Annotated in this window: 13 protein-coding genes and 3 pseudogenes; 8 read left to right on the forward strand and 8 right to left on the reverse strand. The window is 71.1% G+C overall.

The annotated features are described in order from the left end of the window. Positions 1 to 89: 89 nt before the first annotated feature. Positions 90 to 899, forward strand: a complete 810-nt coding sequence (gene nshR / locus GTY47_RS12655) for an NshR/TsnR family 23S rRNA methyltransferase (protein ID WP_010045534.1) — start codon at positions 90 to 92, stop codon at positions 897 to 899. Positions 900 to 1,020: 121 nt separating this feature from the next. Here nshR and GTY47_RS12660 read toward each other — a convergent pair whose 3' ends face one another. The 6 genes from GTY47_RS12660 to GTY47_RS12685 all read right to left on the reverse strand — a co-directional run bounded on the left by GTY47_RS12660 (position 1,021) and on the right by GTY47_RS12685 (position 9,947). Then, entirely contained in the window at positions 1,021 to 1,374 is a 354-nt protein-coding gene (locus tag GTY47_RS12660; RefSeq protein ID WP_040903945.1) for a hypothetical protein, read from the reverse strand. Between the two features lie 59 nt (positions 1,375 to 1,433). Beyond that, positions 1,434 to 2,201: a DeoR/GlpR family DNA-binding transcription regulator gene (locus tag GTY47_RS12665; protein WP_102515047.1), complete on the reverse strand. Its 768-nt coding sequence runs from the start codon at positions 2,199 to 2,201 to the stop codon at positions 1,434 to 1,436. A gap of 29 nt (positions 2,202 to 2,230) precedes the next feature. Next, positions 2,231 to 2,605, reverse strand: coding sequence for a hypothetical protein (locus GTY47_RS12670; RefSeq protein ID WP_010045540.1), 375 nt, complete (start codon positions 2,603 to 2,605; stop codon positions 2,231 to 2,233). A gap of 53 nt (positions 2,606 to 2,658) precedes the next feature. Then, positions 2,659 to 4,059, reverse strand: coding sequence for an FAD-binding oxidoreductase (locus tag GTY47_RS12675; protein ID WP_010045543.1), 1,401 nt, complete (start codon positions 4,057 to 4,059; stop codon positions 2,659 to 2,661). A gap of 17 nt (positions 4,060 to 4,076) precedes the next feature. Then, on the reverse strand, positions 4,077 to 7,154 hold the full coding sequence (locus GTY47_RS12680) for an AAA family ATPase (protein WP_010045544.1): 3,078 nt from the start codon (positions 7,152 to 7,154) through the stop codon (positions 4,077 to 4,079). A 180-nt stretch (positions 7,155 to 7,334) separates the two neighbouring features. Next, complete coding sequence (locus GTY47_RS12685; protein ID WP_010045545.1) at positions 7,335 to 9,947, reverse strand: LuxR family transcriptional regulator; 2,613 nt, start codon at positions 9,945 to 9,947, stop codon at positions 7,335 to 7,337. Between the two features lie 85 nt (positions 9,948 to 10,032). Between GTY47_RS12685 and GTY47_RS12690 the strand changes: the two genes are divergently transcribed. The 3 genes from GTY47_RS12690 to GTY47_RS12700 all read left to right on the forward strand — a co-directional run bounded on the left by GTY47_RS12690 (position 10,033) and on the right by GTY47_RS12700 (position 17,928). Continuing rightward, the gene (locus GTY47_RS12690) at positions 10,033 to 11,361 is read left to right on the forward strand and encodes an NAD(P)/FAD-dependent oxidoreductase (protein ID WP_010045546.1); all 1,329 of its coding nucleotides are present in this window, start codon (positions 10,033 to 10,035) and stop codon (positions 11,359 to 11,361) included. A gap of 144 nt (positions 11,362 to 11,505) precedes the next feature. Beyond that, positions 11,506 to 12,483, forward strand: a complete 978-nt coding sequence (locus tag GTY47_RS12695) for a nitronate monooxygenase (RefSeq protein WP_010045547.1) — start codon at positions 11,506 to 11,508, stop codon at positions 12,481 to 12,483. Positions 12,484 to 12,702: 219 nt separating this feature from the next. Then, on the forward strand, positions 12,703 to 17,928 hold the full coding sequence (locus GTY47_RS12700; protein WP_010045549.1) for a family 43 glycosylhydrolase: 5,226 nt from the start codon (positions 12,703 to 12,705) through the stop codon (positions 17,926 to 17,928). 131 nt (positions 17,929 to 18,059) lie between these two features. On the opposite strand, the pseudogene GTY47_RS40790 reads toward GTY47_RS12700, so the two are convergent. Continuing rightward, positions 18,060 to 18,188 (reverse strand): annotated as a pseudogene (locus GTY47_RS40790) (cytochrome P450); the annotation flags it as partial. Positions 18,189 to 18,204: 16 nt separating this feature from the next. After that, positions 18,205 to 18,531 (reverse strand): annotated as a pseudogene (locus GTY47_RS12710) (MMPL family transporter); the annotation flags it as partial. A 26-nt stretch (positions 18,532 to 18,557) separates the two neighbouring features. Here GTY47_RS12710 and GTY47_RS12715 point away from each other — a divergent pair. The 4 genes and pseudogenes from GTY47_RS12715 (at position 18,558) to GTY47_RS12730 (ending at position 21,666) form a co-directional block, all read left to right on the forward strand. After that, positions 18,558 to 19,043: an SRPBCC family protein gene (locus GTY47_RS12715; protein ID WP_010045556.1), complete on the forward strand. Its 486-nt coding sequence runs from the start codon at positions 18,558 to 18,560 to the stop codon at positions 19,041 to 19,043. 141 nt (positions 19,044 to 19,184) lie between these two features. Continuing rightward, positions 19,185 to 19,832 carry a TetR/AcrR family transcriptional regulator gene (locus tag GTY47_RS12720; protein ID WP_010045558.1) on the forward strand — a complete coding sequence of 216 codons (648 nt, stop codon included), beginning with the start codon at positions 19,185 to 19,187 and terminating at the stop codon, positions 19,830 to 19,832. Positions 19,833 to 19,867: 35 nt separating this feature from the next. Then, positions 19,868 to 20,098: pseudogene (locus GTY47_RS12725) on the forward strand (class I SAM-dependent methyltransferase); the annotation flags it as partial. A gap of 515 nt (positions 20,099 to 20,613) precedes the next feature. Continuing rightward, the gene (locus GTY47_RS12730; protein WP_010045563.1) at positions 20,614 to 21,666 is read left to right on the forward strand and encodes an SGNH/GDSL hydrolase family protein; all 1,053 of its coding nucleotides are present in this window, start codon (positions 20,614 to 20,616) and stop codon (positions 21,664 to 21,666) included. Positions 21,667 to 21,681: the final 15 nt, after the last annotated feature.

Consider the following 21,681-nt stretch of genomic DNA (forward strand, 5'->3'; position numbering starts at 1 on the left):
GCGGACGGGGCTCCACCGGCCGCTCGCGGGCGAACGAGATCTTGCTATCGTGAGCCGCGCGGCCTCGAACGGGGAAGAACAGGACGACCATGACCGAGTTGGACACCATCGAAAATCCCTCCGATCCGGCTGTGCAGCGGATCAGCGATGTCACCAAGCCTTCGCGATCCAACATCAAGACCACGTTGATCGAGGACGTCGAGCCCCTCACGCACTGCATCGCGGCCGGAGTGGAGTTCATCGAGGTCTACGGCAGCGACAGCAGTCCCTTCCCCGCCGAATTGCTGGATCTGTGCAGGCGGCAGAACATTCCGGTCCGCCTCATCGACTCGTCGATCGTCAACCAGTTGTTCAAGGGGGAGAGGAAGCCCAGGACGTTCGGCATCGCCCGCGTCCCTCGCCCGGCCAGGTTCAGCGATATCGAAAGCCGGAGCGGGGACGTCGTCGTTCTCGACGGGGTGAAGATCGTCGGGAACATCGGCGCGATCGTACGCACGTCGCTCGCGCTCGGAGCGTCCGGGATCATCCTGGTCGACAGTGATATCGCCAGCATCGCGGACCGGCGTCTGCAAAGGGCCAGCCGTGGCTACGTCTTCTCGCTCCCCGTCGTCCTCTCCGGTCGCGAGGAGGCCCTCGCCTTCATCCGGGACAGTGGTATGAAGCTGATGACGCTCAAGGCAGACGGCGATATTTCCGTGAAGGAACTCGGCGACAGTCCGGATCGGCTTGCCTTGTTGTTCGGCAGCGAAAAGGGCGGGCCGTCCGACCTCTTCGAGGAAGCGTCTTCCGCCTCGGTCTCGATTCCCATGATGAGTTCGACCGAGTCCCTCAACGTGTCCGTTTCCCTCGGAATCGCGCTGCACGAGAGGATCGACAGGAATCTCGCGGCCAACCGATAAGCGCCCCTTGCGGTCACAGCGGCTGCGGGACGGTGAGGAACGGCATGGCGGTGCACGCTTCCTCAGGCGTGTCACCGTCCAGCAGAGGCCTCCACATCGACAGGTGTGTCGATGCCCGCGGTCACCGTGCGGCCGGGACGTCGTCGAGGCTTGTGTAGACGGCCCTGCCCCGGGCGCGGGCCCGGGCGACCATCCGGTCGGCACCCTCGGACGGGCCGCCGATCCGCAGCACCGCGTCGCAACGGGACAGCAGCTGCTCGGCTACGGGGTGGAAGATCTCCTCGTACGCCGCATCGCCGGGGCCGGTGCTGCCGGCGGTCTCCAGCAGCGGCAGGGCGAGGGCCTCACCGGTCACGCCGAGGTGGCCGGCACGGAAGAGCTTCAGGGCCACTTCGTTCATGGCCCGGACGTTCGCCTCCAGCTTGTGCGGGTCGTCGCCGGTGCCCGACCGGTAGGGTCCGGCGACCAGGATCATGAGCGAGCGCGTGGCGGTCTGCACAGAATTACTCCTTGATGTGATGTGAGCGGCGGGCGTCAGACCAGGTGGGTCTCGACACCCGCCTGCCGCAGGGCCTTGAGGGTGGCCGGGCCATTGGGGTGGGTCTGCGCGTCATCGGCCGCGGCGTCAGTGACGAAACAATCGGCGGCGCCCGGCGCGGCGACCTGGCTGAAGGCCCGGACGCCGAGTTTGGTGGCGTCCGCGACAGCGACCGTGCGGGCCGACTGGGCAAGCCCGACCTGCTTGACCGCCGCGTCGTCCAGGGAGAACTCCGACCAGCCATGCTCGGCGTGCACGCCGCCGATGGACATCACGAAGCAGTCGAAACTCAACGACTCCAGCGTGCGCAGGGCCAGCGGCCCCACCAGCGAGCGTTCCCCCGGACGGGAGCGGCCTCCGACGATGAGGAGCTCGATCCCCGGGCGGTCCGCCAGGGCGAGGGCCGTCTGCAGGCTCAGCACGGCGACCGTCAGCGGAGCGCGTTCGGCCAGATGTTCCGCCACGTGCACGGTGGTGGTCCCCGCGTCCAGCAGCACCCGTGAACCGGGCTCCACCATCGCGGCCACGGCCGCACCCAGACGGTCCTTGGTGGCGGACTGCCACTGTTCCCGTGCGGCGAACCCGCCGCCCTCCTCACGGGGACGGTGGGCGACCGCACCGCCGTGCACCCGGCGTACCAGGCCCTGACGCTCCAGCGCGTCCAAGTCCCGGCGCACGGTCATCTCCGAGACCCCGAGACGCTGAGAGAGCTCCGACACGGACACCTTGCCCGAGCCCTGCACCAAACGCAGGGATTTGAACAGGTGAGTGTGTGAATCTGGGGTTGGGGGCGCTAGGGGGAGGGCTTGATGTCTCCCGCGAAAACGATGATCTGATCGATGAGGTTTCTCCTCAGATGGACGACGTCCGTTCCCGCGAGACGTGGACCTCCGTCCGGCAGCGTGAAAACCCACTGGTACCGCGCCCACTCATCGGGCATGTCCACTCCCGAACAGCGGATCATCGTGCCCGCCCCCGCCGGGTGGCGCCGGATGTCCAGCACGAACCGCTCCACTGCCTCGATCCCCTCACTGCGCCCCAACGGCCCCCAGAGGATGACGTCCGGGGTCAGCGCCTGGGACAGCAGAGAAGTCACGTAGCTGTCTTCTGAGGCATTGAACGCGGAGATGAACGTGTCGATCGCCGACTGTGCGGTTTCTTCCTGCATGCACCAGTCATACCAGTCGGTTCACCGGTCACGGTCGTCCCGGGACGATCGCTTCAGCCGACGAGCGCGGAGTGGCTGGGGCGGATGTTCTGATTGAGCCGGAACAGGTTGGCCGGATCGTAGGTGTCCTTGATCGCCACGAGACGTGCGTACGTCTCGTCGGTGTAGGCATCGCGGACCCGGTCGGCCTCGGGAGTGAAGTTGAGGTAGGCGGCGCCGGTGCCGAACGGTCGCATGGCGGACGCGAAGGCGCGGCCGGCTGTGATCATCCGGCTGTCGTCGGACGGGTCGTCCCACATGCAGATCGGGTGGAACAGGTAGCCGGCGTCGCGGTGGGAGAAAGCGGTCGCCGCGTCGGGCACCGCAGCGACGCCCTGCCCGACGCGGAAGATGACCATCTCGCTCAGCGGCGCTCCGAGCGAGGTCAGTTCGACGGCGTGGGACAGGAACGTGTCGATCGCGTCATCGGTGAGTTCTCGCAGGTATTCGCCACGCCAGTAGCTGCGGAAGCCGCGGGGCGCGAGGGGGTCGAGGGCCGCCTGGAAGGCGGTGTAGGGCATCGGGGCGATGTGGTCGACGGCGGGGCGGAGATCCCTGAGCGGCTGCACCACGTCGTCGCCCCGGTCGGCCGCGCCGACGTACAGGGCCGCGACGCCGAGGACCGGCTCGCCCCGCAGTCGGGCCGGGACGAACGGCTCGGGTGGTGCGGTGAGCACCACCAAGGCGGTCGCGAGTTCGTCGGGTGCGGCATCGGCGCAGTCCCGCCAGCCGCGCAGCACCTCCGGAGCGCGCTCGACCGGGAACATCGTCAGCCCCGCGAGGACCGTCGGGCCGAGCGGGTGCAAACGGAACTCGAACTCGGTGACGATGCCGAAGTTGCCGCCGCCGCCGCGCAGGCCCCAGAAGAGGTCGGCGTGCTCGCGTTCGCCGGCGCGCACCACCCTGCCGTCGGCGAGCACGACCTCGGCCGAGATGAGGTTGTCGCAGGCCAGCCCGTACTTGCAGGACGTCCAGCCGTAGCCGCCACCGGTGGTGAAACCGCCGATACCGGTGGTGGAGACCCGCCCGCCGGGCGTGTGCAGGCCATGAGCCTGCGTAGCCGTGTCCAACTCTCCCCACAGGACACCGCCGCCGGCCCGCGCGGTCCGCGCCCCCGGATCGACGGTGATCGACTTCAGGCCGCTCAGGTCGATCAGCATCCCGTCGTCACAGGTGCCCAGCCCGGCGACGCTGTGGCCGCCGCAGCGGACCGCCACGACGAGCCCGTGGTCCCGGGCGACATCGACGGCCGCCACGACGTCCGCGGTGGTCGCGCACCGGGCGACGATGGCCGGGCGGCGGTCCATCATCGCGTTGAAGACCTGGCGTGCCTCGTCGTAGCCCGGTTCGCCCCGCCGCAGCACCTGGCCGGTGAATCCCTGGCGCAGCACGGCCGCCGGATCGGTGAGGGTCATGGCTCCTCCTCCGGTCGTCATCGGATGGCGCCATCGTGTCCGGGCCGGCGTTCCTCGAGCGTTGCCCGGATCCGCCGCTCGAACGCGCGGGCGCCCTGGCGGTGCGCCACCGCGAGGGCGTGGTCGCGTTCGGCCGCGACGTCGTCCCCGGGGGCGCCGAGCGCTTCGAGGCAGGCGGCGCGCAGGCGCCGGATCTCGGCCTCCCAGAGTTCCGCGCCGCGGCCCATGCCGAGTGCCTCGTCGGCCAGTGCGAGTCCGGCGGCCGGCTCGCCCGCCAGCGCGTAGTCCTCCAGGAGCAGTCGCGTCGCCACACCCGGCAGGCCTGGTGCGGGTGCCGGGCCGCGTACGACGTGCTCGCGCACGTCCCGGACCCGCGCCAGTCCGGCGGCCGTGCGCCCCTCCAGGACGTCGAGGTGGCCCGCCAACACCTCCGCGGCCAGCAGGATCTGGGCGGGAGCGTCGTCCCCCGTGTGGGCATCGAGCATCCGCGCACAGCGGCGCACCTCCTGGGTGTCGCCGCGGTCCGCGGCGAGGATGGCGGAGAACACCCAGACGGTCGCCCGGCTGTATCCATGAGCGGACTCGTCGGCGGCGCGCAGGGCGAGGGCTTGCTGCCGGTCGGCTTCCGCGGGGCGGCCGAGGAGCCACAGCGTGTGGGCCAGGCGCAGCCGGACGATCAGCTCCGGATCCTGCCCGTAGCGCAGTACGTGGGCCTGGCGCAGGGCGGGACGGAAGTTCCGTACCGCGGCTTCGAAGTGGATGCGTGCCTTCGTCAGCCGGCCGGGCCAGTAGGCGGTGATGCCTCGGATGTAGTCGCTCTCCACCTTCAGGACCTGGTCGTCGTCGCGTGCGGCGCGTATCCGCAACTGTTCACCGAACGTCCGGGCCTGTTCCCAGTCACCACGGGTCAGCGCGGCCAGCGCGAGAGACCACACCAGCGGCGGCTCGGGGGCACATCCGAGCCGCGAGGCCAGGCGCAGGGCCCGTGCGTGCACCCGCGCCATCCGCTCGGTCGCGTAGCCTTCGCAGGCGACGAGCGGAGCCGGGAGCGCGGTGAGCAGGCGCAGTTGGAGCCGGGCGGCGTCCGGCCCGGGTGGCAGACGGTCGGAGAGCACCAGCGCGCGGTCGAGTGCCCGGACGGCATCCGCGTGGGCGTGCAGCCACTGGGCGGTCTCCGCCGACCTCTCGTACCAGCGGACCGCCTCAGCGGTCGCGCCGGCCTTGTCGTAGTGCAATGCGCGAGCCGAGGGCGGGGCCTCGCCGGTCTGCTCGAGGGCCCGGGCGATCGCGAGGTGCGCCTGTCGCCGGCGCGGCGGGCCGAGCGAGGCGTAGGCGGCGTCACGGACCCTCCCGTGGCTGAAGTCATAGGCGTTGGGGCCGTGCGCCCGGATGATGCCGCGGTGCCAGAGCTCGTCCAGGGCACCGACGAATGCCTCCTCCGTGAGTCCGGACGCGGCCGACAGAACGTCGGCGGTGAACGCCCGTCCGATCGCCGCCGCGACGCCCGCCAGCGCCGCGGCGGGCCGTGACAGCCGGGCCAGGCGGCCGGCGATCACCGCCTGCACCTTGGGCGCGTCCGTCGGCGCGTCGGGCTTGAGCGCCTCGACGACGAACAGCGGATTGCCCTCGCTGTCGCGGTAGAGGCGCCGCATCGCCGTCGCGTCGAGCGGCCTGCCGGTGATGCGCTCGGCGAGCAGTGCGGTCTGCGCCCGGTCGAGCCGGTCGAGTGCGATCTCTGTGCAGCGGCCCTGCGACTGCAGGGTGGTGGCCAGTTCGACCAGCGGGTGGCCGACGTCGCAGTCCTCGCGCCGCGCGGTGGCCGCGACGAGCAGCCGTGCGGACGGTGCCGTTCGCACCAGGTGGTGAACCAGGCGCAGCGACGGCGTGTCGGCCCACTGCGCGTCGTCGAGGATCAGCAGCAGGGGCGTGCCCGCGGCCAGCAGCGCCTGGCCGATCGCCTCGAACAGCCGCCGCCGCAGTTCGGCTCGGGGCAACGGTTCGGGCGGCGGCACCCTGCCGGTCAGCTCCGGAAGCAGGCGCGCCAGCTCGACGAGGTGAGGGCGGTCGAGCCGGGACAGGCGTGCGGCGACCGGGCGCGAGCGCAGCCATGCCGTGACGACCCCGTACGCCACCGAACCCTCCGCGGGGTAGGCGCGGGCCGCCACTGTCACGGCACCGGCCTGCGCGTGCATCTCCGAGACCAGCCGCGTCTTCCCCACGCCCGCCTCGCCGCTGACGAGCACCAGCTGTGCCCGTCCGGACACCGCGGCGCTCCACACGGCGGCCAAGCGGGCCCTCTCCGCCTCCCGGCCGACGAACGGGGAAGTGCCGGACGCCTTCCCGCCGACCGCGGGCGGCGGCCGCGAGTCGTTCTCCACTCCGGCCGGTACCGCGGCCACGAGCGACTCGTGGACGGCACGGGTTTCCGGCGACGGCTCGATCCCGAGTTCTCGGTCCAGCACCGTCGCGCAGGCATGGTAGGCGCGCACGGCGCGGGCGCGGTCTCCGGACGCCCGGCACAGCCGCATCAGGAGCCGGTGGCTCTCCTCACGCAGCGGGTCGGAAGCGACCAGCCGCTCAGCCGAGTAAATGGCCTGGGACCAGTTCCGCTCGCGCTCATGTCGGCGAACGAGTTCCTCCAACGCGTTCAGGTGCAGCCCCGCCAGCCGTTCCCGCTCACCGAGCAGCCACTCGTCGTAGCGGCCCTCCAGCAGATCGCCGGCGTACGTCTCGACTGCCTCCTGGAGACGCCCCGCGGCCAGCGACCGCTCGAAGTGCTCCACATCCAGCCACAGGGGCGCGTCCGGGCGCCACTGCAGGCTCCGCGGTCCGATGTCGATCAGCCGGTCGCACTCCGGCAGGACACGGCGCAGCGTGTGCAGCACCTTGCGCAGATTCGTGTAGGCCTGGCGCTCACTCGAACCTGGCCACAGCAGGAAGGCCAGGTGCTGACGCGGCCGCGGCGCGTCGCGGTGCAGCAGCAGGTAAGCGAGCAGCGACTCCGCACGAGCGGAGTCCAGCGGCCCCAGCCGCCGGTCCCCGACGCGCAGGTCCAAGCTGCCCAGCAGGCGCGCCTGCACGGCTTCCGCGTCCATCAGCCCTCTCGCACACACGGCCCGTTCCCCGACGGTTCAGCGGCATCCGGTCCGTCCCATCGCCGGTCGCCGGTCGCCGGTCGCCGGTCGTCACGTCACCAGTTCCAGGCTGCGGCCTCCGGTCTCGTCCCGCGAGCGGTCCGGACAGGTGGAGGCCCGCCCGCACACCGCCGCGCGCCGTCAGCGGACAGCGACGCCGTGGTGCCGGGCGTACCGAGCGGCTTCTCCCCGGTTCGTCACGCGGAGCTTTCGCAGGACGGCCGCCACATGGTGCTCGACGGTCCGCCTCGACAGGAACAGCGCCTCGGCGATCTCTGCGTTGCGCAATCCGTCGGCCAGCAAGGCGAGCACCTCCTGTTCGCGGGCGCTGAGCCCGTCGGAGCCCACCGGGCGGGACCGCCGCCTGGGGATGTCGCGCACCCCGAGCCGGCGTAGCCGACGGGCGGTCGCGTCGCGCATCGGCCCGGCGCCCAGGCGGTCGAACGCCGTGAGCGCCTCGCGCAGCATTCCCGCGTCGGTGGTGTCGGCGAGCGCGAGCGCGGACTCGTAGGGGCAGCCGAGCTCCTGCCAGCGGACGGCCGCCTCCCGCGGGCGGCCGGACAGCTGGAGCCGGTAGGGCTCGGCGGCCCGCACCGGGACGGTGGCGGGTCCGTCGGCTCGGGACAGCCAGTAGGCGAGTTCGCCGAGCAGCCACGGCTCGCCCTGTTCCACGGCGGCGGCGGAGGCCGAGCCGGCGATCGCGCGCACCTGGTCGGTGTCGCCCGCGTAGGCGGCGGCCTCGGCCAGCGCCGGCGCGGCGCCGATGATCCAGCCGACGACCGGTTCGGCGGTGACCATGGTCGTCCGCACCGTGGTCAGGAGGGGGCGGGCATCGGAGTCGCCCCGGCGGGCGCGCAGCCGCCCCAGCACCACCATGCTGAGCATCTTGCGTCCGTCGTCCACACCAGCCGTGCGCAGCACCTCCGACGCGAGCGCCTCGGCCTCCTCCCACCGCCCCTGGTCGAGCAGCGCACGCGAGTGGAACGCGCGGAGCCACTGCCGCCAGACCTCCTGGCCGTGGTCGTCGGTGAAGGCGAGGGCCTCGCCGTACCAGCGTTCGGCCTCCCGGTACCAGCGGCGGGTCACGCAGATCAACTGGAGCCAGAAATACGCGAGTCCCGCCTGGTCGTGAGCGGATGCCGCGCGTGCCAGCCGGACGCTCTCCCCGATGAGGCCGAGGGCGGCCGTGTCGCCCTCCAGTGCGCGGCCGATGCCGATCGACGACAGCGCGAGAGCCCGTCCCTGCGGGTCCGTTCCGTCGCCGGTCATCGCGAGGAGCCGCTCACCCCAGGCGATCGCATCGGCGCCGCGGAAGGCCATTCCGGACAGTTTCGCGCGGACGGCACAGGCCAGTGCCAGCTCGGGCGTCGGTGGCAGCCCGGCCAGCAACCCGAGGGCCTCGTCACACGCCTTCTCACCGAGGGGGATCTCCCGGGCCAGATGCGCCGCGGTGATCGCCAGACCGACCAGCGCCCCGCTCTGCCGGCGTCTGTCACCGGTCTTCCGCCACGCGTCGACTGAGGCCTGCCGGGCCCGCAGGGCGGCTTCGAGGTCGTCGGCGAGATGGCACTCCCGCCCGAGCGCCTCGAGCAGTCCTGCCCGGTCCGCGGCAGGGAGCCCCTGGACGACGTCGAGCGCACGGCGGAGGTGGGCGGCGGCCTCCTTGTGAGCCCCGAGCGCGGATGCCCGTTCTGCCGCGAGGGGTGCGTAGGCGAGCACGGCGGCCCGGTCGTGGGCACGCTGCGCGTGCTCGGCGAGACGCGCCGGTTCCACTTCGCCGGGCGGGCGCGCGGTGAGCACGGCCAGCGCCCGCCGGTGCAGGTCCGCCGCGCGCCCCGGCGGGGTCGCCTGCTCGACGGCGACGCGGACCAGCTCGTGCCGGAACGCGACCGCGCCGTGCTCGGCGGTGAGCATTCCGCGCTCCACGCACTCGTCGAGTTCTCGGGCCGAGCAGCCGGAGACCGCCTCGACCAGCCACGGTGCGGCCCGGGTCCCGAGGCAGGCGAGGGTGTCGAGGGCATCACGAGCCCCTGGTCCCAGGCGCGCGGCGCGGGCGAGCACCGCGTCCCGGACGGTGGCGGGCACGGTGGCGCCGCCGTCGCCCAGTACCTGCGTCACGAAGAAGGCGTTGCCGCCCGTTCGGCGGTGCAGTTCGGCCGGGTGGAGCCCGGTTCCCGCCGCGAGACGCGCGACGGCCGCCTCGGACAGCGGGGGCACGGTCAGCCGGCGCACCGCGGGAAGCGCCGCCAGGTCCCCGGCCAGCACCCGCAGCGGATGGCGGGGCCCCACTTCGTCCTGCCGGTAGGCCACGGCGACCATGGCCGGGCATGCCCCCAGGCGGCGGCCCAGGAAGCGCAGCAGGTCCAGCGTGGCCTCGTCGGCCCAGTGCGCGTCGTCCAGGACGACCAGGGTCGGGACGGCGCCCTCGCGCAGCTCTTCGAACAGCCGGCGACGCACCGTCACGGGGTCGGGGGTGCCGCTGAGCTCCCGGCTCAGGGGGGCGGGCAGGGAGTCGGCCATGTCGCGCAGCGGACCGAGGGGAAGCGGCGTGGTGAGCGGTTCGCTGCTGCCGCTGAGCAGTCGGGCGTTGCCCAGTCGCCGGCCGAACTCGTGGAGCAGCACGGTCTTGCCGGCGCCCGCGTCGCCCCCGACGAGGACGAGGCGCCCGGTGCCGGCGGCCGCCTCCCCCCACCAGCGGGACAGCGATGCGAGTTCACTGTCCCGTTCTTCGAGTGTCCGTGTGCCGGCCGTCACACTTCGATGGTAGGTAGACGGCCGCCCCGAAGGATGGGTATTCACTACCGATGTCGGTGTCCGGCCGCTCTGCGCATGCTTCCTGGTGACCGAAGGGACCATCGGAGCGGCGGAGACGGCCATGGACTACGACGTGATCATCGTGGGCGCGAGCATCGCCGGCTGCACGGCGGCGACGGCGTACGGCCGGGCGGGGCTGCGGGTGGCGCTGGTCGAGCGGCACCGCAGTCCCCAGGCACACAAGACGCTGTGCGGGCACTTCGTGCTCGGCGGCACCCATGACGTCCTGCGGCGACTGGGCTTCTGGCAGCCGATGCTCGACCACGGTGCGGCGGTGACGACCGGACTCGGCGTGTGGACCGGGTCCGGCTGGATCGTCCCCCGGCCGGACAGCGGGGTCCCGCCGGCGATCAGCCTGCGCCGCAGGAAGCTCGACCCGCTGCTGCGGGAGATCGCCGGCTCGACCCCCGGCGTGCACCTCATGACGGGGCACCGTGTCGTCGACCTGGTCGAGGACGCCGGGGGAGCCGTCGCGGGAGTCGTCACGTCGGACGGAGGGACCGGGCGCACCACCCTTCGGGCCCGTCTGGTCGTCGGTGCGGACGGCCACCGCTCCACGGTCGCCCGACTCGCCCGGGTCGCCGAGGACCGTGCCCCGAACGAGCGTTTCCTGTTCTGGACGTATTACGAGGGGGCGACGATGAACGGCCCCGGTGACGGCCAGGTCTGGCCCCTCGGCCGGGACGTCGCCGTGTGCATCCCGGTCGACGACGGCCTGACGCAGGTGGGCGTCTTCCCGGCGAAGGACCGGCTTCCCGAGTTCACCACCGATCGCACCGCCGCCTTCGACCGGTTCGTCGCGCGCCTGCCGGACGGGCCCTCGCTCGCCGGCGCGCGACAGGTGTCGAACCTCGTCGGCACCACCGACTATCCGTGCGTTCGCCGGGATCCCGCACCGCGGCCCGGGCTGGCCCTGATCGGGGATGCCGCGACCGCATCCGACCCCGTACCCGCCGTCGGATGCGGCTGGGCGTTCCGCAGCGCGGCATGGCTGGCCGACGCGACCGCCGAAGCCCTGTGCCGCGGCGCGAACGTTCGCCAGGCGCTGCGCTCGTACCGCCGAGCGCATCGGTTCATCGACAAGTACGACGCCCTCGGCCGGAAGGAAGCTCTCGCCGAACCGCCCAACGCGCTTCAACGGGCGGTCCGCACGGCAGCTCTGTCCGACCCGGACATCGCCCGTCGGCTGGCGCTGTTCGCGATGCGGGCGGCGGAGCCGTCGGTCCTGCTCAACCCCAAGGTGATGGCCAGGGCACTCGTCACGGTGCGGGTGCGGCGGCCGGGGGAGACGCCACCGGTCGTTCCCGCCGGCCGACCGGCGGCAGCCGTCCGGGCCGACCGGCTCGGGTCCTGACCGCAGCTCTCGGCCCGGACGCCGCACGGCCCCGGGCGCCCGCCCGGGAGCCACGGCGCACCGGCGTGCCGTGCGCCGGCGCCGTCGGCGGGTCAGGATGGTCGGGAACGGCACCGACCGACCGGGTGCCGGGAGGAGGCGACGATGCTGCGGACGCGACTGTGTGACGTACTCGGTATCGAGGTGCCCGTCATCGGCGCACCGTACGGGCCGTTCGAGCAGGTCGACCTCGCTGCCGCCCTGTGCGGGGCGGGGGCCCTCGGCAGTCTGGGCACGGCGGTGCGCCCGCTCGCCGACCTACGGCGCCAGTGGGCCCGTATGCGGGAGCTGACCGACCGGCCCTTCGCCATCAACCACACCCTCCGCCCGCTGAACGAGGAGGCGTTCCAGGCCACCCTGGACGAGCGCCCGGCTGCCGTCTCGTTCCACCTCGGCGTTCCCGGCGACCTGATCGAGCGCGCCCACGACGCGGGCATCCTGTGGATCCAGCAGGTCATGGACGTCCAGCAGGCGGAGCAGGCCGTGCGTGCGGGCGCGGACGTCATCGTCGCCCAGGGTGGCGAGGCGGGCGGCCAGGGCGGCGAGGTGGCCACGATGGTGCTGGTTCCGCAGGTGGTGGACATCGCGGGAGACACGCCCGTCGTGGCCGCGGGCGGCATCGCCGACGGCCGGGGCCTGGCGGCGGCACTGGCCCTGGGCGCGCAGGGCGTGGCCATCGGCACACGTCTGCTCGCATCGGTGGAGATGAACGTCGCCACCGAGTGGAAGGACCGGATCGTCGCCGCCGACGCACGCGACACCGTCAAACTGGAACACAGCGACCGCTTCATGCCGCCGTTCTCACGGCCCGGTGGCTACGCCTTCCCCCGCTCGCTGCGTACGCCCTTCCTCGACGACGCCGAAGCGCATCCCGAGCAGCTGCAGCCGGCCGAAGCCGGTCCCCGCATCGTGGGAGCCATGCTCGAGGGCCGCGGGCACGAATTCCTGCCCTTCACCGGCCAGTCGGCAGCCCTCGTCCACGACGTCCTTCCGGCGGCCGAGATCGTACGGAGGATCGTCGACGACGCGGAGGCGATTCTGCGCCGAACAGCCGACACGTACACGCGCGGCATTCCGCGCTGACCACGTGGACCACCGCGAGTCGCACGAATCTGTTCGACCTGTCGGACATTGTTCGAAACCTATTGACGCTGCCCTGGGCGTCGACTGAGACTCTCGCAACACACGTCACCTGCGTGTAACGGCAGGCCCCACGGCAAGGGTTTGCCGTCGCCTCGCCGGCTCCTCGTTCCGCGTTCCGCCTTGTCCGTCATCAGCCATGCCTCAGCAGGGAACCTCGACATGACGCACGTCGCACGATTCGCACGACTTCGCAGCGGCGCGAGACGCCGGGCGGGCCATCTCGCCGGGCTGACCGCCGCGTCGATGCTGCTCACCCTCGCCGGACCCACCGCCTCCGCAGAAGCGGCACCGGCCGCACCGGTGGCCGAAGCCGCGGACATCGCCGACGGCCTGGCCCTGTGGTACAAGCTCGACGCAGACTCCGGCAGCACCGCGACCGACGCCTCCGGCCACGGCCGCGACGGCACGGTCAGCGGCACCGCCGGCTGGTCGGCATCCGGTCAGGGGCTCGCCTTCAACGGATCGGACACCTACATCAAGGTGCCGGACGACGTCATGAAGGGCATGGACTCGATCACCGTCTCCATGGACGTACTGATCGACTCCGCCCAGAGCACGCCCTACTTCCTCTACGGCTTCGGCAACACCAGCGCGGGCAGCGGCAACGGATACCTGTTCACCACCGGCAACTCCTTCCGCACCTCCGTCGCGACGGGCAACTGGTCGACCGAGCAGACCACCAAGCCGTCCGACTCCCACAACCTGACCCGCGGCGTGTGGAAGCACGTCTCCTACACCCAGACCGGCTCCACGGGTGTGCTCTACGAGGACGGCGTCGAGGTCGGCCGCAACACCTCGGTCACCACCACGCCCGGCGCCATCGGCTCCGGCAGCACCAAGGCCAACTACATCGGCAAGTCCGTCTACGACGGCGACAAGCTCTTCAAGGGCCGGATACGTGACTTCCGTGTATACGACCGGGCACTGGACGGTCCGGAGGTCGAGCAGCTCTCCCTCCCCGTCGCCACGCAGGGCGTCGCCGACGACAAGGAGGCGCTGAGCCTCGGTGACACCAGCGGCGTCACCTCCGACCTGGACCTGCCCAGGACCGGCCCGGCCGGCGGCTCCTCCATCACCTGGGACAGCGACAACCCGTCCGTCGTGTCGGACACCGGCAAGGTGACCCGCCCCGAGGCCGGTTCACCGGACGGCCGTGCCACGCTCACGGCGACCCTGAAGAAGGGCACCGTGACCGGCACCAAGACCTTCGACGTCACGGTCCGGCCCGCGCTCGACGACGCCGCCGCCACCCGGCAGGCCGCCGAGGCGCTCACGGTGCACAACCTCGACGACGCGCGCGGCAACCTCACCCTGCCCAGGAGCGGCGCCCTCGGCACGACCGTCACGTGGTCCTCCGCGAAGCCGGACGTCGTCTCCGCCGACGGCGAGGTCCACCGCCCCGCGCACGGTGACGGCGCCACCACCGTCGAGCTGACCGCCACCGTCACCAAGGGCCAGGCCGAGGCCACGCGCGTCATGACGGCCAGAGTGCCCGAACTGCCCGCCGAGGCGGCCCTCAAGGGCTACATGTTCAGCTACTTCACCGGCGAGGGCACCTCGGACGGCGAACAGCTCTACGCCGCCCTGAGCAAGGGCAACGACCCGCTGCACTGGCGTGAACTGAACGACGGCAAGCCGGTCCTCACCTCCACGCTCGGCGAGAAGGGCCTGCGCGACCCGTTCATCATCCGCTCCCCGGAGGGCGACAAGTTCTACCAGATCGCCACCGACCTGAGGATCTACGGCAACGGCGACTGGGACGCCGCCCAGCGCAACGGCAGCAAGTCCATCATGGTCTGGGAGTCCACCGACCTGGTGCACTGGACGAACCAGCGCCTGGTCAAGGTCTCACCCGACAGCGCCGGCAACACCTGGGCACCGGAAGCCTTCTACGACGCCGAGCGCGGTGAGTACGTCGTCTTCTGGGCGTCGAAGCTGTACGACAACGCCGACCACTCCGGCGACACGTACAACCGCATGATGTACGCCACCACCCGCGACTTCTACACCTTCAGCGAGCCCAAGGTGTGGATCGACCGCGGCTACTCGGTCATCGACTCCACGATGATCCGGCACGACGGCACGTACTACCGCCTGTCCAAGGACGAGCGGAACAACACCTCCTCCACCCCCAACAGCAAGTTCGTCTTCCAGGAGAAGAGCGACTCGATCCTGAACCCGTCCTGGGCCCCGGTCGCCGAGGGCATCGGCAAGGGCGCGATGAACGCCGCCGAGGGACCGCTGGTGTTCAAGTCCAACACCGAGGAGAAGTGGTACGCGTTCCTCGACGAGTTCGGCGGCCGCGGCTACATCCCGTTCGAGACGACCGACCTGGACTCCGGCACCTGGACCCCGTCCACCGGCTACGACCTGCCCGCCAAGCCCCGGCACGGCACCGTGCTGCCGGTCACCCAGGCCGAGTACGACCGGCTGCTGCGCGCCTACCAGCCCGACCAGGTCGTCAAGAGCGTCGAGGACGTGTCGGTGAAGACGCGGGTCGGCGTCGCCCCGGTCCTGCCGGCCACCGTCGTCGCCGAGTACGCCGACGGCGTCAAGCGGCCGGTCTCCGTCGACTGGGCGGACGTACCGGCGTCGTCGTACGCACAGCCGGGCACCTTCACCGTGACCGGCACCCTGCCGAACGGCGCCGCGATTCCGGTCCGGGCCGAAGTGACCGTGTCGGACGAGGGCTCCGACGTCCCGGCGGACCTGCTCCTGCACTACGACTTCGACGAGACGGGCGGCAGCATCGCCCAGGACTCCAGCGGGCACGGCTACCACGGCACCTACGTCCGTACCCCCGACTTCGGCGGCGGCGTGCACGGCGGTTCGTTCAAGATGTCCGGCGACTCCGGCTCGCCGTACGTGAAGATCCCCAACGGTGTGCTGAAGGGCGCCGACAGCGTGACGGTGTCGACGTACGCCAAGTGGAAGGGCGGCAGCAGCTTCCAGTGGCTGTTCGGGCTCGGTCCCGACAGCGACAAGTACCTGTTCGCCACTCCGTCCAACGGGGGCTCCAGCCTCTACTCGGCCATCACGAAGGCGAGTTGGTCGGCGGAGTCGAAGCTGACGGCCGGCTCGCAGCTCACGCCCGGCCAGTGGCGGCACGTCACGGTGACGCTGGACGGCGCCACCGGCACGATGGTCCTCTACGCGGACGGCGTCGAGGCGGCCCGCACGACGACCACCATCAAACCGTCCGAGCTGTACGACGCGGCCAAGGACTACAGCGGCTACATCGGCCGGTCCCTGTACGCGGCCGACCCCTACTTCGGCGGCGAGGTCGACGACTTCCGCATCTACGACCGTGCCCTGACGGGCGCCGAGGTCATGGAGCTCAGCGGCAACACGGCGGGCATCGCCAAGGCGACGCACCCGGCGCTCGAGGTCGACGCGATCGTCGACAACGCGGGCGGCACGATCACCCTGCCGATGAAGGAGGGCACCGACCTCACCGCGCTGGCACCGGAGTTCGCGCTCGCCGAAGGCGCGACGATCAGCCCCGCCTCCGGCAGCGTGCACGACTTCACCCAGCCGGTGACGTACGAGGTCACCGGGTCGGACGGCAAGAAGCGCACCTGGAAGGTCTCGGCGCTCATCATGAGGACCCCGGTCCTGCCGGGCCTGAACGCCGACCCGAACATCGTGCGCTTCGGCGACACCTTCTACATCTACCCGACGACCGACGGCTTCGAGGGCTGGAGCGGCACGCAGTTCAAGGCCTGGTCCTCCACGGACCTGGTCCACTGGAAGGACCACGGCGTCATCCTCGACCTGGGGCCGGACGTCAGCTGGGCGGACAGCCGGGCCTGGGCACCGGCGATCACCGAGAAGGACGGGAAGTACTACTTCTACTTCTGCGCCGACGCGAACATCGGCGTCGCGGTGTCCGACTCGCCCACCGGGCCGTTCAAGGACGCCCTGGGCAAACCGCTGCTGAAGGCCGGTGACTTCCGCGGCCAGATGATCGACCCGGCGGTCTTCACCGACGACGACGGCACGAAGTACCTCTACTGGGGCAACGGCCGCGCCTACGTCGTCCCGCTGGGCGACGACATGACCTCCATCGACACCTCGAAGGTCCAGGACATCACCCCGAGCGGCTACAACGAGGGCACTTTCGTCGTCAAGCGCAAGGGCACCTACTACTTCATGTGGTCGGAGAACGACACCCGGGACGAGAACTACCGCGTCGCCTACGCGACCGGCCCCTCGCCCACCGGCCCGTGGACCAAGCGGGGCGTGATCCTGGAGAAGGACCTGTCCTTGGGCATCAAGGGCCCGGGCCACCACTCCGTCGTCCACGTCCCGAACACCGACGACTGGTACATCGCCTACCACCGCTTCGCCATCCCCGGGGGCGACGGCACCCACCGCGAAACCACCATCGACAAGCTGGAGTTCGACTCCGACGGCCTGATCGAGAAGGTCGTCCCGACCCTCGGCGGCATCGACCCGGTCACCGTCGTCCACGCCGGGCCGGACGCCACCGGCACCGAGGGCGAGGCGATCACGCTCGCCGGCACCGTCTCCGGGGCAGGCACCCCCAAGTGGACCGTCCAGGACGGTGCCCCGTGCGCAGTCGAGGACCCCGCAGCCGCCCGCACGACCCTCACCTGCACCGACGACGGCACCTTCGAGGTCACCCTCACGGGCGGGCGCGGCACCGACACCGCGACCGTCAAGGTCTCCAACGCCGCCCCGTCGATCACGTCAGCCGAGGGTCCCGGCTCACCCGTCCCGGCCGGCAAGCCCGCCGTGGTCACGGCCTCCTTCGACGACCCGGGCACGGCCGACAGCCACACCTGCGAGGTCGACTGGAAGGACGGCAGCCGGCCGACGACCGGCACGGTCACCGACTCGGGCTGCCGCGCCGCACACGTCTACGACGACGCGGGCATCCACCGCCCGGTCGTCACGGTCACCGACGACGACGAGGGCACGGACACCACCACGCTCGCCGAGCTGATCGTCTACGACCGTGCCGCCGGACCCGCTACCGGCGTCGGCACGATCACCTCGCCGGCCGGTGCCTACCCGGGCGAGCCGGGGCTGACCGGCAAGGCGGCGTTCACCCTGGACGCCCGGTACCGCAAGGGAGCCACGGTCCCCACCGGCAAGGCCACGTTCGTCTTCGGCCCCGCCCGGCTCACCTTCCGCTCGACCGGCTCCGACTGGCTCGTGGTGAACGGCTCCCAGGCCGTGTACCAGGGCACCGGCACGGTGGGCGGCAAGGACGGCTACGCCTTCAGAGTCACCGCCACCGACGGCCCGGACACCTTCCGCATCAAGATCTGGAAGAAGTCCACCGGAGATGTCCTCTACGACAACAGGACCGGCGCCAGGACGAAGGGCATCGTCACCGTGGGAGACCACCGGCGCTAGGCAGGTCCTACCTCGTCGGTAGGGGCGCCTGACGGGCACCGGCCCTCGTCAGGCGCCCTCCTGCTGTCCCCTGGCCCAGGTCAGGTGAGGCTGCCCTCGACCGGCAGCTTCTAGTGGGAAGGGCAGGTGGTTCGGTACTGCTCGCTCTCCGCGCTGTCGAGCAGGACGTCGGCGTAGTCGGGGTCGGTGTTGCCGATGATGCGGTTGCCCCAGTCGATGAGCTGCTGGTTGTCCTCCGGCGGAACGTCGAGGAGGCGGGCGGGGTGCGCAGCCGGTTCAGGAGACTCGCTCGGGCTCCTTGTGCTCCACCTCCGGGGCCTTCTGGAGGCGGGTGCCCTCGACGTCGAGGTCGGGCAGGACGCGGTCGAGCCAGGCGGGGAGCCACCAGGCGTGCCGTCCGGCGAGGGCGAGGACTGCCGGGACGAGGGTCAGGCGGACGGCGAAGGCGTCGATGGCGACGCCGACGGCGAGCGCGAAGGCGATGGGCTTGATCAGGGCGTCGTCGAGCGGGAAGAACCCGGCGAAGACGGTGAACATGATCAGGGCGGCCGCGGTGACGACCCGGACGCTGTGCCGCGCACCGTCGATCACCGACGCGCGGGCCAACCAACAAGCAAGGGAACCCTGTCATGAACCGTTTCGTCGTCGCCGAGACCGCCGTCATCGACGCCCCCCTCGGGCGGGTGTGGGACGTCATCTCCCGCACCGACCGGTACGCCGAGTGGGTCGCCGGCGCCATCGAGGTCACCGACCACCACGGCGTCGCCACCGTCGGCAAGACCTACTCCGAGCGCAACCGCACCCTCGGCCCGCTCAAGACCGACTCGGTCTGGACCGTCCGGGAGATCGAGCCCTTCGAGCGCCGCGTCGACACCGGCACCGGCTTCGCCCCGCTCCAGGACGTCACCAACACCTTCGAGTTCCGCCCGGTCCAGAGCGCCGACGGCCGGGAGGCGACGGAGATGCTCTACCAGGTCGAGTACGCCATCGGCCTAGGTCCACTGGGCCTGCTCCTCGACCGCGTACAGCAGCCCGCGATGCGCGCCGGCATGCGCGCGTCCATGGCCAACCTCAACACCCTGCTCCGTTCCGAGGCGTCGAGGACCGCCCCCTGACGGGCAGCGACTCCTGGGCCGGTGGCCGGTGGCCGGTACGCCGCGTCCGCCCGGCCGCCGGCCGAGAAGCGGCCATCCTCATGAACCCGATGATGCGTCGAGCGACCTGTTCGACAGGCTGAGTCGGACAAGGATCGTGTCATGGCTCATGTATCCGCGGCGGAGCGCCGCCCACAACTGATCAAGGCGGCCATCGGCCTCATGGCCAGGGAGGGTGTCGCCGCCGGCAGCACCCGCGCGATCGCCGCCGAGCTCGGCGTGGCCCAGGCGACCGTGCACTACACCTTCGGCACGAAGGAGGAGCTGTACCGGGCTGTCATGGAACAGCTCACGCACGACCTGATCGACCAGGTGACACGGGCCGCGCCCACGGACGCGAGCTTCGAGGACACCATCGTCACGCTCGCCGAAGCACTCTGGCGTACCGTGCTCGAACAGCCCGCCCCGCACCAACTGCTCACCGAGCTGAGCATGTTCGCCCTGCGTACGCCACACCTGAAGGAGGCTCTTCAGAGCCACTGCAGCGAGGTCCTGGCGGTGACGACAAGGCTCGTCGACCAGGCCGCCGAACGCACCGGTCACCAGCTCGGCCAGCCCGCTGAGACGTTCGCGAGGTTCTTCCTGGCCGGCTTCGACGGACTGACGATGCAGCACCTGTCCCTGCCGGACGAGGAAGCCGAGCGCGTCTGCCTGCGGGCCTTGGTCTCGGCCGTCCTGGCCATGGACTCCGGCACTGCCCGCCGAGGAGGTGGTGCGCCGTCGCGGTCCCGCGCACAGCATGCGCCGTGACAAGGCGGCCATCAGTCACCACTACGACGTGGGCAACGTGGGTGGCCAACCTCGAAGCGCACTGGGACGAGGCGGTCGAGCTGACCTCGCCCGGGTGGGCGCGGGTGTGGCGCCTGTACATGGCGGCCTCGGCGGTCGGGTTCGGGAACAACACGATGGGTGTCAACCAGGTGCTGGCGGTCAGGACCGGCGGTGACGGCCGGTCCGGCATGCCGTTGCGCAGGGAATCCCTGGGGACCTCGGCCTCGGCGCCCGCGCCCGGCTGACGCGGTGCCGGGGTGGGTGGGACACGCGCAGTCGGCCTGACGTGCTGCCTGGTCGGGGTGGACCACGCCCGTGCACCGGCCGTGTTCGGAATGTTCGCCTGCGCGTCGGCTGTTCTTCGCGGCCGCGTCCGACCGGACGTGAAAGTGGTCGTAGCAATTACTGCGCTGTCGATCACTCAGCGAATGGCTACCGACGGGTCCGGTCACCAATTCCCTGCCGGCCTGGCACTTCTGATGATTACGCATGTCATTGTGACCTTCCCTTTATCGGTTTCCCATACTCAAGTCGGTGTAGGCGTTGCTAGGTTGACGCCCATGCCTCCGATGCAAAGTCGGACAGATCCCGCAGCTTCACGGAGGCGTCCCCCCATGCCTTAATCAAGGACCTTTTCGGGTGCCCGAAAACCGTGGCGATTCCGCGTCCTTGAGGCATTCAACCCCCCAACAACTGGAAAGCGCACACGTAAGTGATGAGACCCCTTCAGAGTGTCGTCCCGAGGCTGGCTGTCGCCGCCATGACGATCGTGCTGGGCACGCCCGGACTGGCCGCCGCCGACGAGGCGACCGGCGCCAAGGACACCACGTACTACATCTCGCTCGGCGACTCCCTGGCCTCTGGCTACCAGCCGGACGTCGACAAGGACACCGACGTCGCCTACACCGACCAGCTCTACGCGCAGCTCAAGCAGCGCACCCCCGGACTGAAGCACATACGCCTGGGCTGCACCGCTGAGACCACCGAGTCTCTGCTCAAGGGCGGAAAGTGCGACTACCCGAACGCCAAGTCGCAACTGGACGCCGCCCTGCAGGCCATGGCCCAGCACCACGGCAAGGTCGCCTACGTGACCCTCAGCGTGGGCGCGAACGACATCCTCCTCAATTGCGTCAGCCCGGCCGGCACGCTCGACGGGGCGTGCCTGAACAGCGCGCGCCAATCCATGGCGAAGAACCTCGCCCAGATCACCGGCGCGCTCCGCAAGGCGGGCACGGACGACACCCAGTTCGTGGGCTCGACGTACCACAACCCGTTCCTGGGAGCCTGGCTGCAGGGGGCCGCGGGGCAGCAGGCCGCCAAGGAGTCGGCACCCCTGGTCAAGGCCGCCAACACCGGGATCACCCAGGTGTACAAGTCGACGGGCTTCAAGGTGGCGGACGTGGCCGGGGCCTTCTCCTCGGACGACTTCACCACCCAGGTGAACGTGCCCGGCGCGGGCGAGGTGCCGGCGAACGTGGCCAAGATCTGTCAGCTGACCTGGGCGTGCACGAAGAAGGACCCGCACCCCAACGCCGAGGGCCACAAAGTGATCGCAGGCGCCTTCGCGGCGGTGCTCGCCGCGAACGACGCGCCCGGTGCGAGCGCGTCCCCGTCCCCGACCTCCAGCGAGTCGGCCACGCCCGAGCCCGGCACGGACACGGGGGCGAACCACCCCACCACGAACGGAGATCTCGCCGAGACCGGCGCGTCGAGCAGCACTCCCGTCCTCGCGGGTGCCGGACTCGCGGTCGTGGCAGTCGGCACCGCCGCGGTCTACCTCGCACGCAGGCGCCGGACCAGCGAACAGAACTGATGGGCAGTCAGTAGG

This window comes from Streptomyces sp. SID5464 (assembly GCF_009862985.1).
Lineage (GTDB): Bacteria > Actinomycetota > Actinomycetes > Streptomycetales > Streptomycetaceae > Streptomyces > Streptomyces chartreusis_D.